The following is a 14,683-nucleotide window of genomic DNA, read 5'->3' on the forward strand; positions in this document are numbered from 1 at the left end:
AGGCAACCGCCGGCGCGTTTCTTGCGGCCTCGCGCCGGTATCGTCTCCCCTCATCCATCCCTCCGCCCGATGCGACTCCTCCTCGGCCTCACCCTCCTGGGCGCCACGCTCCTCCTGGCCGTGCCCGCCCACGCGCAGATCCCCACCGCCACGCTCACCGGCACCGTCGTCGACTCGACCTCCGGCGCTCCCCTGCCCGGCGCCAACGTGTTCATCGCTGGCTCCATGATCGGGACGACCACCGACGGCGAGGGCCGCTACCGGCTCGAGCGTGTCCCCCTCGGCGCCCACCGCCTCTATGTCTCCATGGTCGGCTTCGAGCCCCGTTTCCGCGACCTCAACCTGCGCGAGGCCCGCATCTACCCGATCGACTTCGCCCTGCCCGAAGCGATCATCGAGCTCGACGAGGTGACCGTGGAAGCCAAAGGCGACAAGAACTGGAAACGCCGGCTCGAACGCTTCACGAAGCTCTTCATCGGCGAGACGCCCAACGCCGCCGAGACGAAGATCGTCAACCCGGAGGTGCTCGACTTCCGCGAGACGCTGGGCCATCTGGAGGCCTATGCGGCCGAGCCGCTCATCATCGAGAACCGCGCCCTCGGCTACCGCATCCACTATTTCCTGAAGGAGTTCGTCGGCGAGCCGACGCGCACCCGCTACGACGGCGAGCCGCTCTTCGAGGAGATGACGCCGCGCGACGCCGAGGAAGCCGCGCGGTGGGAGCAGAAGCGGCGGGAGGCGTTCATGGGCTCGTTCCGCCACTTCATGCTGGCCCTGCTGGCCGGGCGCACCGAGAAGCAGGGCTTCCAGGTCTACAGCCGCCCCACCATGGGCGAGCAGCAGCGCGCCGTCCCGGCCGGCGGCGGCAGCCTCCTGCGCGGCCGCGAGCGTTTCCCCGTCGACCCCGCCACCCTCCTCAAACCCGGCGAGATCCCGTCGGAGAAGATCCTGGACTTCCAGGGGTTTCTCGAGATCATCTTCATGGGCGAGAAGGAGGACCCGGCCTACCTCGAATGGTCCCGCCAGCCGGGCCTGGGCCGCAAGCCGGGCTTTCAGACCTCCTGGATCAACCTGGAGCGCGGCCCGGTGGTGGTCGACTACAAGGGCGACGTCGTCGATCCGTACGGTGTCACGTTCTACGGCTACTGGGCCTTCGAGCGCGTGGCCGACGAAGTCCCCAAGGAATACCGCCCGGGCCGTTGAACGTTGCACGTTGAACGCTGCACGTTGAACGTTCTTGACCCGTCCTCCACGTGCAACGATCAACCGGGAACGGGCAACGTGCAACCGGGAACGCGCAACGATAAACCTGGAACGTGCAACGATCAACCGGGAACGCCTACGTCTTCCACGCGAAGCAGCGGAGCGTGAGGCCGTGGCCTTCGACGGCCAGGGCGGCGGCGTAGCCGGGGCCGGGGTCGAGGGCGTGCAGGGACCAGCGGGCCGCGTCGGGCGGGTTCCAGGCCGTCGAGAGGAGCGCCGGCGGGGCTCCCGGCGCCAGCGACACGCAGAAGCGGTCGAGCCCCAGCGCCAGGCCCTGCCCGGTGGCCTTCATGTACGCCTCCTTGCGCGTCCAGGCGTTGAAGAAGCCCGCCACCCGCTCCCCGGGCGGCAGGGCGCGGAAGGCAGCCACCTCCTCCGGCGCGAAAAACCGTGCGGCGATGTCCTCGGCGGCGCGGCGGGGGTCGCACCGCTCGACGTCCACACCCACCTCGCGCCCGCACGCCACGGCAACGAGGGCCAGCTCGTGCGAATGCGAGACGTTGAAGCGCAGCGGCGTCCCATCCGGCGCGGCCAGCGCAGGCTTGCCCCGGGGACCGTAGTTGAAGCGTAGCACGGCCGGGTCACACCCCAGGTAGCGGCCCAGCAGGTGCCGCAGCACCCCGCGCGCCGTGACGAACCGGTGGCGATGCACGTCATAGACGAACCGGTCCGCCCGCGCCCGCTCGTCCGGCGACAGCACCCGGGCCAGCGCCGGAGGCGGCACCCCGGCCAGCGACACACGCCAGACGTGCACCTCGCCCGGGTCGAGGCCCACGTCCGCGGGTGGGATCTGCCAGGCGGTCTCGGACATATGCAGGGAAGGTTCGTCTTGCGAAGCGCTGCGGCGAGAATCATGTACTCGAAAAGACGCCATGCGTTCGCCGTCCTCTCTCGCGCCCCCGCGCCGTCCCGGCACGTCATGCCGTTCCGTGCCCTCCTGCCGGCCCTGTCCCTGTGCCTGGCGGTCGCGTACCGCGTGCCGGCCCAGCCGGCGCCGGCCGTGTTCACCGGCACCGTCGTTGACGCCGAGACGGGTGTGCCGCTACCGGGCGCCCACGTCTTCATCGCCGGCTCCATGATCGGCACCACCACCGACAACGAAGGCCGCTACCGGCTCGAGCGCGTTCCCCCCGGTGCCCACCGGCTCTACGTCTCCATGGTCGGTTTCGAGCCCGCCTTCGCAGACACGCTGGTGACGGCCAGGCAAACCCTCACGTTCGATGCCCGCCTCGTGCCTGCCGTCATCGAGCTGGGTGAGATCCGGGTGGAAGCCCGGGCCGACAAAAAATGGCAGAAACGGCTGAAACAGTTCATCCGGCAGTTCATCGGCGAGACGCCCAACGCCGCCGAGACGGAGATCCTCAACCCCGAGGTGCTCGACTTCGACGGCAACTGGTGGGGCAAGCTCGAAGCCCGGGCCGCTGCCCCCCTTCTGATCGAGAACCGGGCCCTGGGCTACCGCATCCGCTATTTCCTGAAGGAGTTCGTCTCCACCGGCGTCACGATCAAGTACGACGGCGAGCCGCTTTTCGAGGAGATGCCCCCCCGCGACGCCGCCGAAGCCGAGCGATGGCGCGAAAACCGTCGCCGGGCCTTTTTCGGCTCGTTCCGCCACTTCATGCTGGCCGCCCTGGGCGACAGCACCCGCACGGCCGGCTTTGTCACCTACCGCCTCCCTTCCCTCGACAGCCCGGAACGCCACCGCCTGCGCTTTCCCGTCACCATGTCGGACGTGCTCAAGGACGGCCCCACGGAGGAAACCCGCACCCTGAAGTTCTTCGGCTACATCGAAGTGCATTATCTCGGGGAAGAAGAGGAGGAAGCCTTCCTCCGGTGGGAGCGCAGCTATTACCGGCGCACACCCGGGCCGCAGCGCTCGTGGATCCGCCTCACCGACGGCCCCACCGCCGTCGATCCCACGGGCACCATCGTCGATCCCTACGGCGTGACCGTCTACGGCTACTTCGCCTTCGAGCGCGTGGCCGACGAACTGCCCAAAGAGTACCGGCCCGACTGAGCGCAGCGATTTGAAATCCGGGAGCACTTTCGTATCGTGAAGAAGGGTTGCACGTTGGCGCGTTGAACGCTTTGACCCAACGTGACCCCCGGAACCTGGAACGAAGCATCCGCCCGCGCCATGGAAACGCCCGTCGCCGAACGCCTCCCGCTGGAAACGACCGGCCTCAGACCCACCTATCGTTTCGACCTCCGCACCGGCCCGCCGGACGTCTTCGTCGACGCCTCCGAGACGGACTGGCGCCACCTCACCTGGAAGGACGTCGGACGGCCCTACCTCGTCGAGAACTACTCGAAGCGCCGGCGCGCGTGGGAGCAGGAGCAGGGCCGCGAGATGCCGGTGCCCGTGCAATGGAAGTTCTTCAACAAGCACTTCCACCAGCTCTTCATGACCGACCTCGACGAGGCGCCCGCCGAAGCGCGCCAGCGGCTGCAACGCCATCTGGCCGGCCTGAACCTGCACGGGGCCGCCGAGGTGCTCAAGGAACTCGCCCGGATGAAGATCTGGAACAAGGTCCACCGGGTGGAGGACGCCGTCTGGGATCCGCGCGGCAAGCGGGCCCTCTTCGAAGGCCTCGACGTCAAACGACCCCGCATCCTGTTCCTCGGTGCCGCCGAGGGCTACGAGGCCATGCAGCTCCTGGCCCTCTACCCCGGCGGCCATGCCGTCCTCGTCGACTACGACGACTTCTGCCGCACGGACCGCTACGGCCACTTCCCCGAAGCCTATCCGTTCCTCGGTCGAAACCCGGCCACCGGCCAGTGGGACGTCTACCACAAGGAGGACTTCCACATCGACTACGTGGTCGAAGACATCCGTAACCTGAAGTACGGCAGGGAGTTCGACATCGTCCTCTCGGTCGGCCTGATCGAGCACTTCCCGGACGAGCACAAGCCGCTGGTGTTCGACTTCCACCGGCGTTTCCTCAAGCCGGGCGGCTATGCCATCATGACCACCCCCCGCCGCCAGCTCCGCTCCCGCCTGTTCTACCTGGCCATGGGCGAGCTCATGAATTTCGGCTACCGGGAGTTGATGGACGTGCGCCAGATGGGCCTCTATGCCTATGAGAACGGCTTCGAGATCCTCCGGGCCGGGCACATCAAGGCCCACAACGGCATCATCGCCCGGGCACGATGAGCATTGAACGTTGAGCGTTGAGCGTTCAACGCATCGCCTCACAGGGCTTCGCCCCGGCGCCAGCGCCGGACGAGGTCGATCCAGGCCTGGTGGTAGGACGGGTCGCGCAGGAGCACATAGTTGACGAAGCGCCCGTCGCTGCCGTAGACGCGCACGCGCTCGAACGTGTAGGTGTGCTCGTCCGGCAGGCCGTAGCCGTAATACCAGACCTCGGCGTCGAAGCGTCGGTCCACATAGGCGGGCGGGCCGAGCAGGATGAAGACCATGCCGCGGTCCGTCTTCCACCCTTCCTTGAACGTGGTGTAGCGCAGGTTGGCCTCCTCGACGCGGCCATAGTAGCGGGCGAGGACGTCGGCGGCACGGCGGCGATCCGGCATGAGGCGCCCCCAGAAGGCGTCGAAGCGGCGTCGCCGTTCCGCCGGGTCGCCGGCCCCGGCCAGCGCCTCCATCTCGTCCGGGTAGGCGATGTAGGTGAGGGCGGCCACCATGGCTTCGAGGGTGGTGATGCGGGGAAAGTCCGGCGGGCGCACGACCAGATCCCGGACGCGGCGCAGAGCGTTCCGGCCCGCCGCCGGGGTGTCCGGCCGCGCTTCGACCTCGACCCGGTAGAGGCCGGGTTCGAGCGGCGGGAGCGAGAAGAGTACTTCCAGGCCCGAGGCCGGCGGTTGGACGCGCCGGCGGGTGACCTGCAGCGTGTCGGCCTCGTCGTAGCGCACGCCCTGGTAGGCCAGCGCCCCGCGCATGACCGGCAGCGCATAGGGCGGCGCAGCGACCGACGTGTCGGCCCGCAGCCGGAGCAACCGCATTGCCAGTGCCACCGCACCGGGCGCCTCCTCCCCGGGGCCGTAGAGCAGCACGCGGGCACGCAGCGAGTCGAAGCCGGCCGGCGTGTGCGGCGCCACCAGCGGCTCGAACGGCAAGGCCCCCCATCGCGCCAGCAGGAGCACGTCCGACAGCACGAGGGCGGCGGGGTCGGGACCGAAGACCGTCACGTGGCGGCGCCGGGTTGCGACCTCGCCCGTGGCCGGGTCGGCGAGGCGGGCCTCCACCTCGTAGTCGCCGGGGTCGAGCGGGATGCGCAGCCGGCGATGCACCCGCCGGAACGAGCCGGCCTGCGCCCGCGTCGCGGCCCGAACGGTGTCGGTCGTCGCCTCCCGCACCACCATCCGCTCCCCTTCGTCCCACACCCGCACGACGGCCTCGAACGCGGCCACATAGCCCGTATCCGCCGCCGCAAAGACGAGCGAGGCGTACGGCACCCCCAGATACACCTCGATGCCCGGCCTGTCGTCCTCGAGCGAGGCGATGACCTCCAGGTCGAAGTCGGGGAAGCCGGGCCGGTAGGCCATCTCCGCCTCGGCCGTGACGAAGCGCCCGGCCCCGGTGCACCCCGTGGCGCCCCCCGCCACCACGAGCCAGGCCACACCGAGCCACAGCCCTCCTTTCGCTTCGCACAATGAACGCATGAGCATGTGCACGCCGCGCCGTTCACAGGTTGGAGGAAGGGGGGCCGGGCGTGTGAACGCATCACCGACAACCACCCCGGCATTCAGTCTTCAAGTTCAATCTCAGCTTCCCGTCCGGCCCGCCTCCCGCGCCGGCGCAGAAAGACCAGCCCGTAGACGACCGCGTTGAAGCCGAGCACGAGCAACCCGAGCACGACCTGCACCTCGCGCGTGAGCCCCTGGGGATACAGCACCGGCAACACGTACTCCTCGACGAACCCGCCGGCATAGCCGGCCTCCCCGCCCTTCCGGCGGAGCGTGTTCTCCAGCGGGGTCAGGGGACAGACCCATCCGGCCAGTTCCACCCAGGCCCCCCAGAGCGCCGCCGGCACGTGAACCCACACCAGCCGGAACCGCCAGAGCACCAGCAATCCGCCCAGCACCACGAAGAGCACGAAGGCGAAATGCACAACCACCACCACGTCGGCCAGCAGACGGTAAAGCATCGTACGGGTTGCCAGAATTCCGGGGAATTCGTTGAACGCGCACGCCGTGCCCTTCGTTCGGGCCGGAGCGAGATACGGGCGTGTGAACGTTTGGAAGTGGGGAGGACACGTCCCCCGTTTCATGCCCTTTCTACGTGATGGGCGGATCGCTCGTAGTGCGTGGCACGTACTGCGTAGTCCACAAAGATGCTGCCCCCAGGCCCAGGTCATCCTTCACCGGCCACCCTCACCCGGGCCGAAGTGCGACACCCTGCCGGAGGACGGCGAGCGCCTCCGGTCCGTAGTTGAAGAGCAGGTCCACCGCCGACACGTCCGGCTCGAAGCCGCTGAAGTTCTGCCGGTAGGGCGGCGTCTCGTAGCGCAGCACCTGTGCCGACGGCGCCAGCGGGACGTCGTGCGCGGCGGCTTCTTCCGGAACGAGGAGCCGGTCCGCACCCGTCGCGGCCAGCACCTTCGTGAGCGTATCCGGCGCCCCGGCCAGGCCGGAGGCCCGCAGGAGCGGGGTCCTGATGCCCAGCAGCCGCGCCACGAGTGCCACCGTCGCGCAGGTCAGGTCCGCCAGGTGCGTCCACGTTCCGGCGAAGAGGGATTCGAAGTCGGGTTCGTAGTATTCGAAAAACGGCGTGGAGCGGTAGTTGTACATGAAGGCGCGGCGGTGCTTGCCCATCCAGTCGCGGCGTGGCTCGATCTCGACGGCGCGGATGGGGCGCCCGTGCTGCCCGCCCCGCAGGGGGATGGAAACCCACTGCCGGCCCTGCGGCGTGCGCAGCCGTGCCCGGTTCTGGTACGACTGCCGGCTGTACTGAAACGTGTCGGCCAGTACGAACCGCTCGGCCGCATCCATCAACGCGAAATACGCCAGGCGCGGAAAATACTCGGGCGGTCGGACGGCGATCATGCCAAGAGAGATGGTTCAAATGGGGCCGACACCAGCGGATGCAAGGTAACACAGTAGCGAAATTACGTAACCGTTAGGAAACGAAAGGGCCACCTCATCTTCGTAAGTGTTTGTTCGTAGATTGGTTGAGTCTTTCTGCACTCAACCCGGCTCCGAACTATGGCTCCGCTCCTTGCCTACTTCCAAGATCTCGAAGATCCTCGATGGGATCGCTTTAAACTCCACCCATTCAATGACATCCTCTTCATTACCATCTGCGCCGCCATCTGTGGGGCCGATGGATGGAAAGACATCGAAGCCTTCGCCCACGCCAAAGAAGACTGGCTCCGAGGCTACCTCGAATTGCCCCATGGCCTGCCCTCAGACGACACGTTCCGACGCGTCATCTCGCGCATCAACCCGGAGGCCTTCGAGACCTGTTTCCGGCACTGGGTCGCCTCGGTAGTCGAAGGGACCACCGGTGAACTCATCTGCATCGATGGCAAAACCCTGCGGGGATCCTATGACGCCCAGGACGAGAAAGCCGCCCTTTGCATGGTCAGTGCCTGGGCCTCGGCCAACGGGCTGATCATGGCCCAGGAGCGGGTCGATCAGAAGTCAAACGAGATCACGGCCATCCCAGCCTTGCTCTCGGCCCTGGAACTGAGCGGGTGTCTCGTAACGATCGATGCGATGGGGACGCAGCGGGAGATTGCCCGGCAGATCACCGATCAAGGGGGGCAGTACGTCCTGGCCCTCAAGAGCAATCATCCGACGCTCTACGAGGACGTGCGCACGTTCTTCGAGGAGGCGCAAGCGACGCAATTCCAGGGTATTGCCCACGACTATGCGGCGCGTACACGCCGCGTCGAACACACCGATGGCGGTCACGGGCGCATCGAAGTGCGCCGGTGCTGGGCCGTCGGGGATGTGGCGTGGCTGCGGCACCAGGATCGCTGGGCAGGTCTACGGACGTTGGTGCTGGTGGAGTCCCGTCGTATCGTGGGCACAGAAGAGCGTCTCGATCGCCGTTACTACATCGCCAGTGCGCCCGCCGATGCCGCGTCTCTGTTAGCGGCGGTACGTGGCCACTGGGGCATAGAGAACCGCGTGCACTGGGTCTTGGATGTGAGTTTTGGCGAGGACGGCAGTCGGATACGGAAGGATCACGGGGCGGCGAACATGTCGTTGCTGCGTCGATTGACGCTGAATCTGATCCGTCGTGAGCCGAGCAAGGGCAGTCTCAAGGGCAAGCGCAAGCGAGCCGGTTGGGACAACCGCTTTCTTGAGAAGATCCTCACCGGTTAAGATGAGGTGGCCCTGTAGGAAACGATTTTCCCCTTGCCTGGCCAAAAAATTTGTTTATCTTTGTTTTGCAGCGGATTCAGAGATTGGGCCAATCTTACACGCGACCTACCCCGCTTCAGCGCAGAGGATTGTTTTTTCATTCAATTCATCCTCTGCAGAAGGTATACCGATGAAGTACTTCATTCTGACCGCTGCTCAATGGCGCCTTCATCGTCTGGTCCTTTCCTTATGGCTCCTTTATCCCGCTACGGCGATCCACGCACAAATTCCCTCCACCCAGGAAGATAGTGTAAACAAAGTCGCTCGTTATCTTGTTTTCAACGATAAAGAGATAGCTGCGCGTGTTGACGAAGCTACCGGCACTCCTTCCTGGGTCATCAGTTTGGATTCGATCGACTTCAACCTGGGAGTTCCCGAAGTTCTGATCACTCCGGAGGCTGTCGTGCGGAAAACGCGCGCTTTCCTGCAGGCACATCAAACTTTACTCAAGGTCGATCCGGACAGGCTCTCGGAACCGACAATCTCGACGGATGGGCGGTTCTGGTTCATCACCTACAGCCAGGAATATAAGGGCTTGCCGGTGATCGGTTCACAGATCGGGCTCACAATCACCCGGGAAGGACGTCTCTTTGCACTGGGTGTTCAGGCCTATCCGGATCTTGCGTTGAACACCACCCCCTCGCTCGGGGCATCGAGTGCGGCCCAATTGGCCCGAAATCACGCCGGACTTGACCGGGACGGCGAACTGAATAAGCAGCAACTCGTAATTCTGGCCGGACCGGCTCAGGGACGTTACGAGTACAAGCTTGCCTGGAAACTCGTGTTGGAAGACTTCACACGCGCAACACCGGTAAGCAAGTCGTTCCTCGTGGATGCACACCAGGGTACAGTATTGCGCGAGCGTGATAACTTTTTGCACGTCGAACCCAGCTTTAATACCCACAGTCCAACAGTGAGCATGGTCTCCTCCGTGCCCGATGACAGTCCCCTGGATTCCGACAAACACACCCTTTTGGTTCCACCGTTTGCCCTGCCGCTGAAGACCGGAATACTCGAAAATGGAGACGGCCGGAGCTCCGGCAGCGTAGCAGGAACGGTTACGCTCAATTACTACGATACCCCGGACGACATTTACACTCCGCTCATTCGTCGCTACAACCGGCCTTTCAAAGGAGCCAAGGTACAGATAAAAAACAATGCGACCGGTGCAACCCGGACCACCTACGCCGATACGAACGGCTTTTACGCTTTCTCCGGTCTTGACAGTGGCTCCCACACGGTGACGTTTTTCATCGAAAACGACCAAGCCCGCATCAACAGCGGTGTGTCTACTTCCAAAAAAGAGAAAAGCTTTACCATCAACGTAAGCGGTGCCGTTCAGCTGAATTATGATTGGGGATGGGGAGACGATGGGGACGTAGACCAGTCCACCACAGCCATGGGACTCAACGCCGTCCACCAGATAAAGGTGCAGCATGAATACGTACGGAACACGCTCGGATACACGGGGATGGATGGGCTTCCCGTTCGACAGGTGTATGTATATCAAACTATACCGAAGAATGAAAACGGAGGATCGACGCGGCCTTGGTGGCAAGAAATTTATCTCCGACGACACTATGCACTGTCGAGCGAGGTGGCACACCATGAATACATGCACAATATAATCTATGAACTCTATAATGGAAACATGATCTCTTGGCTTTTTTCCGGCGGAGATCCGGACTATGATGCGGAAGAAGCGGCGGCGATGGACGAGGGGTTTGCCGACTATTTCACCTGTTCTCGTACCGGAAATGCCACATACGGAGGTCCTGTGGATCTGGCCAACGATCCTTCCTTTCCTCCGGGTGAAGGGGTAGTCGTGCGGTTTCTCTGGAACGACTGTACCATGAATGATTTCGATGGCGAATGGCCATGCGGAGGAAGCCCGCACAGCCGGGGACGGATCATCAGTGGAGCCGTCTGGCGTGTCCGAACCGATATCGGATCTGCCGCCGACGAATTGGCCTTCCTAGCCCTGCAGATTGCCCCACAACCACAGAGCTTCAGTAGCTTCGGTGAACGCATGTATGTTGCCGACGACATGCTCAACGGCGGAGCAAACCGCGCTGTGATTGAGCAACGCTTTGTTGAGCGGCTCATCCTGCCGCCACTGGCTCCCTCGTCACTCTTTGCCTTAAGTGGTTCAGGAGGCGATGTGCACCTCTCCTGGAACGATCGCTCTTCGCTGGAAAACGGCTACGACGTGCAACGCCGTCTCAACGGCGGCACCTGGAGCGCAGTAGCCAGCCTGGCAGCTGACGCGACAAGCTTCACGGACCAGCACATTTTCTGCCGTACTGGTTCAAATGATTATGAGTACCGAATCCGAGTTTACAAAGATGCCCTCGAAGATTTCTCTCCGATCCGGTACTATAACCCGTGTGGTCCACAAGCCAGCGTAGCCGTTTCCGGGCAAACCCTCGATGCGGACATCCACCAGGCGGATCCCGTAACGCCCGACGTGCCAGTCGCCACGCTTCTGGAAGGTGCTTATCCCAACCCCTTCAGCCCGTATACGACCATCCGGTACACCCTGGCCTCGGCGACCCACGTACATCTTGCCGTCTACGACATGCTGGGCCGGGAAGTGGCCTTGCTGGTCAATCGACGCCAGAAACCAGGTCAATATGAAGCCTTCTTTAAGGCGGAGAACCTGCCCAGTGGGCCGTATTTATACCGGCTCGTGACGAAAGACCAGCAATTCTCGGGCACGATGCTGTTCGTGAAGTAGGATGGAGGTAAAAGGTTATGAAACGATTCCTGCCAGCACTCACGATCGTGCTCGTGCTCGGGCCGGGGTTTTGTCCCGGTCAGGTCACCAAGGCACAGAACACACCGGAATGGCTTCATCAAGCCTGGGCGATCGACCAGGACGGCTTCGGCGGAGTTGTTCGTCCCTACGGCATCTCTGCTGCTCTACCGGGCGTCGCGTACGTGGCCGGCGGCATCAACGCGATCTCGTATTTCGACACGTTTACACTCTCCCCGGATAGCTCCGGCAGCTTCATCGCCGGCTATGACCCGACCGGAAACCTTCAATGGGCCAGGACCGGGACAACTTTTCCTGACCGTCCGTGCGCGTTCCACGTTGCAGCCGGAACCGATGGCGCCATCTACACCAGTGAAGGATATCACTTTGCCTTCGACACAAACATGTGGACCGAAGGGGGCGTCGTGCTAAGCAAATACGCCAGCGACGGCACCCTGCTGTGGTCTCACCCCATGGGCGACTCGACCCAGGTGACGAATCCCAACATAGCCCCCGTCTACCTCAAAGGCCTGGGCATCGACCAGGAAGACAACCTCTACGCTGCCGGCGAATTCCGCGGCTCGCTCGTACTCGGGACCGATACCCTCACCAGCACCGACATCGACGTCCTGCTGCTAAGCTTCGACGCCGACGGCAACCTGCGCTGGTACGAACACCTCGAGGGCTCCGGCTTCGACGCCATGGCCGGCATCTTTCCCTGGCCCAGAGGCATCTTCGCCGTCAGCCCTTCCGGCAATGTCTACCTCGGTGGCTTCTTTACGGCGGGCACCGTCTTCAACGCCGGTCGCCCGGGTGCCTACACCATGGAAACGGGCAGCTGGGCCGTGGCCGGCTACGATGCCACCGGTACGCTCCGCTGGGTCCGCACCCGGCAGGACTTGCAGGTCGAGGGGAACGTCGGGCTCTTGCGCGCCGCCGTCGATCCGGCGGAGAACCTGTTCCTGGCCTGGTTCATGCGCGACGTGGGCGGCACGACGACGGCCCTGGTGGGCGACTCGCTCCTGCAGGATCCAGGCTTCGGCGGGGCCTTCCTGACAAAGTACGATCCCGAGGGCAACCTGGACTGGGTACAACAGTTCCGTGGCGACGGCAACGAGTTCATCTGGGCGCTCGAGACCGACACCGAAGGCCGCGTCTACGTCGGGGGCAGCTTCGACGCCCTGCACCTCGAACTCGACACAACTACCCTTTCGAAGCAAGAGCTGCAGGCGGATGAGCTAGACGGCTTCGTGGCCGGCTATGACCCGGCGGGTCACCTGATCTGGACCCTGCACGTGCCCGGCGAGGAAACGCAACGGGTCTATGCCCTTGCCACCGACCCGGTGGGCAACCTGTACGTGACCGGCGAGTTCGAAGGGACTCTTCGCCTGGGCACCGAAGTGCGCGAAGCCAGGGGCCGTTTCGACTTTTTCGTGGCAAAGTACACTAAATCGACGGTGCTCGAGGCGGAAACAGCACACCCGGTCTCCGAAACTATGAGGCTGGAGCCGAACCACCCGAACCCGTTCACCTCCTCCACCTCGTTACACTTCACGTTGCCGGCGGCCTCAAGCGTCACCCTGCGCATTTACGACGTGCTGGGCCGGGAGGTGGCCACGCTCCTTGACGGCTTCCTCCCCGCCGGGCACCACGAGGTATCCTTCACGGCAGAACGCTTACCGGGAGGTGTTTACTTCTACCGGCTAGAGACACCCGCCGGCCGGCAAACGCGGGGTATGGTTCTCCGGCGCTGAAGCCAGACGCCGTCCCCCCGCTGCACCTGAACGCTTGACGCGTTCAAGACGAGGTGCTTCCTTCACGCACAGAAAGCAGCCAGGGCGTCGCGGAGGGAGGCTATGTACGCGCCCTGTGTGGCGGCCTCATCGAGCGTGGCGGTGAAGTGGTCCCCCCAGCCGGGGAAGTCGAGTTCGTCCCAGAGGGTGTTGTGCCACAGCCCGACGGCCACCCCGCCGAAGCGGCGGCACGTCGCCAGGAGGTCATGCGTGACGGCCAGCGCCTGCTCCCCGTCGAGGCCCCGCCGGTTGAACAGGACCGACTCCATGAACGCCAGCGGCATCTCCCACAGGTCGAGCGGGCGGTCGGCCGCGACGTCGTAGAGCTGGAACGGCAGGCAGGTGCCGTGACGAAAGCCCTCGTGGCCGGCAAACCCGAGCGTCGAGTCGATCCGGAAGCCGGCGGCCGCCAGCAGACGGGGCGTCACGACCGGGTCGAAGCGCAGGTAGTGCGTGCGCACGGAGACGGGCGGCGCGGCGGTGAGACGCGCCAGCCGGTCGTACTCTTCCCGCAGGTAGCCCGGATGGTCGAAGGCGTGATAGCTCGGGTGCAGGCCCACCTCGAAGCCGCCTGCTTCCAGCGCCTGCACCCGTGCCCGGACGTAGGCGCCGTCCCAGTCGTAGGGCACGTCGTGCGGGCCGTGAGCGCCCGTCTTGAGGAAGAACGTCGCCGTGCCGCCGCGCCGGGCCGTCTCGGCGGGCATCCGCTCGAAGGCCCGGCGGAAGACGTCACCCGGGCGAACGAGGTCGGCCAGGAAACGGCCGAAACGACGCAGGCGGGTGCCGGGCGATTCGTGCCGGCGGTTCAGGGCCAGGTGATGGACGACCTCGCGCCAGACCATCCCCGGCCGCCACTTGCGCAGGTAGTCGACGTCGTGCGTGGGGCAGAAGGCCCAGGCGTGCCCGGCCCAGCGGCGCGGGTGCACCGGCACACCGGCAGCGAGCAGCCGTTCGGCCAGCGCTTCGCGGTAGGCGTCGACGGGCGGGCGGATCGTGGTGCCCAGCCGGCGCTGGAGCGAGGCCTCCCACGGAAAGCGGCCGTGGCGGTCGCAGGTACGGACGGTGTGCTCCTGCCAGCCCGAGAGCCAGAAGAACGCCGAGGCGATGAGGTCGTGCCCGGCCACACGCTCCCCGCCGAAAAGCACGGGCCAGCGGTCATGCGCGTCCCGGCCCTCCATCCACCGCACCTCGCCGGCGTGATACGGCACCCGGGCCTCGAAAAAAGCCACGGTGGCCTCCCGCAGCGGCAACGCCACCACGCGCTCCGGCAGGCCCTCCGGTCCCGGGCCGTAGTACAGCCCCGGCTCCGGCAACACCGACCGGCCCACGCGCTCCGGGGCCAGTCCCAGCGGCAACAGCAGCATCCGCAGCGCATACCACGCCTTCGCCTCGAAACGCGGCGGCACCTCCAGGCAACAGGGCAGTACCGCTTTCGGACGGACCGCTCCGGGCAAAGGGACGGCTTCCTCGGCGTTCCTCATGGCGTGCTTGGCCGGGCATTGCGTACATTGGGGCGTCCAGAGCATACGAACCGGCTCCCGCA

General features: G+C 65.0%; 11 protein-coding genes. 6 read left to right on the plus strand and 5 right to left on the minus strand.

The genetic code is table 11. The annotated features are described in order from the left end of the window. Window positions 1–69 precede the first annotated feature (69 nt). Window positions 70–1,203 (plus strand): carboxypeptidase-like regulatory domain-containing protein, encoded by a 1,134-nt coding sequence (locus GQ464_RS00815; RefSeq protein WP_166975528.1) that lies wholly within the window; start codon window positions 70–72, stop codon window positions 1,201–1,203. Between the two features lie 136 nt (window positions 1,204–1,339). Here the strand turns inward: GQ464_RS00815 and GQ464_RS00820 are convergent, their stop codons facing one another. After that, on the minus strand, window positions 1,340–2,074 hold the full coding sequence (locus GQ464_RS00820; RefSeq protein WP_166975524.1) for a 4'-phosphopantetheinyl transferase family protein: 735 nt from the start codon (window positions 2,072–2,074) through the stop codon (window positions 1,340–1,342). 42 nt (window positions 2,075–2,116) lie between these two features. Here GQ464_RS00820 and GQ464_RS00825 point away from each other — a divergent pair, with 42 nt between their 5' ends. Both GQ464_RS00825 and GQ464_RS00830 read left to right on the plus strand, forming a co-directional pair. Beyond that, a complete protein-coding gene (locus tag GQ464_RS00825; protein WP_166975521.1) occupies window positions 2,117–3,280 on the plus strand; it encodes a carboxypeptidase-like regulatory domain-containing protein in 1,164 nt (387 codons plus the stop codon). Between the two features lie 120 nt (window positions 3,281–3,400). Further along, window positions 3,401–4,417: a class I SAM-dependent methyltransferase gene (locus tag GQ464_RS00830; RefSeq protein WP_166975518.1), complete on the plus strand. Its 1,017-nt coding sequence runs from the start codon at window positions 3,401–3,403 to the stop codon at window positions 4,415–4,417. Window positions 4,418–4,455: 38 nt separating this feature from the next. Here the strand turns inward: GQ464_RS00830 and GQ464_RS00835 are convergent, their stop codons facing one another. From GQ464_RS00835 to GQ464_RS00845, 3 genes are all read right to left on the minus strand, one after another. Further along, the gene (locus GQ464_RS00835) at window positions 4,456–5,883 is read right to left on the minus strand and encodes a GWxTD domain-containing protein (protein WP_228350479.1); all 1,428 of its coding nucleotides are present in this window, start codon (window positions 5,881–5,883) and stop codon (window positions 4,456–4,458) included. A gap of 83 nt (window positions 5,884–5,966) precedes the next feature. Continuing rightward, window positions 5,967–6,368, minus strand: coding sequence for a DUF2784 domain-containing protein (locus GQ464_RS00840; RefSeq protein ID WP_166975512.1), 402 nt, complete (start codon window positions 6,366–6,368; stop codon window positions 5,967–5,969). Window positions 6,369–6,594: 226 nt separating this feature from the next. Then, window positions 6,595–7,266, minus strand: coding sequence for a WbqC family protein (locus tag GQ464_RS00845; RefSeq protein ID WP_166975509.1), 672 nt, complete (start codon window positions 7,264–7,266; stop codon window positions 6,595–6,597). Between the two features lie 159 nt (window positions 7,267–7,425). Between GQ464_RS00845 and GQ464_RS00850 the strand changes: the two genes are divergently transcribed. The 3 genes from GQ464_RS00850 to GQ464_RS00860 all read left to right on the plus strand — a co-directional run bounded on the left by GQ464_RS00850 (window position 7,426) and on the right by GQ464_RS00860 (window position 13,101). Beyond that, window positions 7,426–8,553, plus strand: coding sequence for an ISAs1 family transposase (locus tag GQ464_RS00850; RefSeq protein ID WP_166975506.1), 1,128 nt, complete (start codon window positions 7,426–7,428; stop codon window positions 8,551–8,553). A gap of 169 nt (window positions 8,554–8,722) precedes the next feature. After that, a complete protein-coding gene (locus tag GQ464_RS00855; protein WP_166975503.1) occupies window positions 8,723–11,329 on the plus strand; it encodes a carboxypeptidase regulatory-like domain-containing protein in 2,607 nt (868 codons plus the stop codon). Window positions 11,330–11,346: 17 nt separating this feature from the next. After that, window positions 11,347–13,101: a T9SS type A sorting domain-containing protein gene (locus GQ464_RS00860; protein ID WP_166975482.1), complete on the plus strand. Its 1,755-nt coding sequence runs from the start codon at window positions 11,347–11,349 to the stop codon at window positions 13,099–13,101. A gap of 62 nt (window positions 13,102–13,163) precedes the next feature. On the opposite strand, the gene GQ464_RS00865 is transcribed toward GQ464_RS00860, so the two are convergent. Beyond that, the gene (locus tag GQ464_RS00865; RefSeq protein ID WP_166975477.1) at window positions 13,164–14,621 is read right to left on the minus strand and encodes a polysaccharide deacetylase family protein; all 1,458 of its coding nucleotides are present in this window, start codon (window positions 14,619–14,621) and stop codon (window positions 13,164–13,166) included. Between the last annotated feature and the right edge of the window lie 62 nt (window positions 14,622–14,683).

It is taken from the genome of Rhodocaloribacter litoris, from assembly GCF_011682235.2.
Lineage (GTDB): Bacteria > Bacteroidota > Rhodothermia > Rhodothermales > ISCAR-4553 > Rhodocaloribacter > Rhodocaloribacter litoris.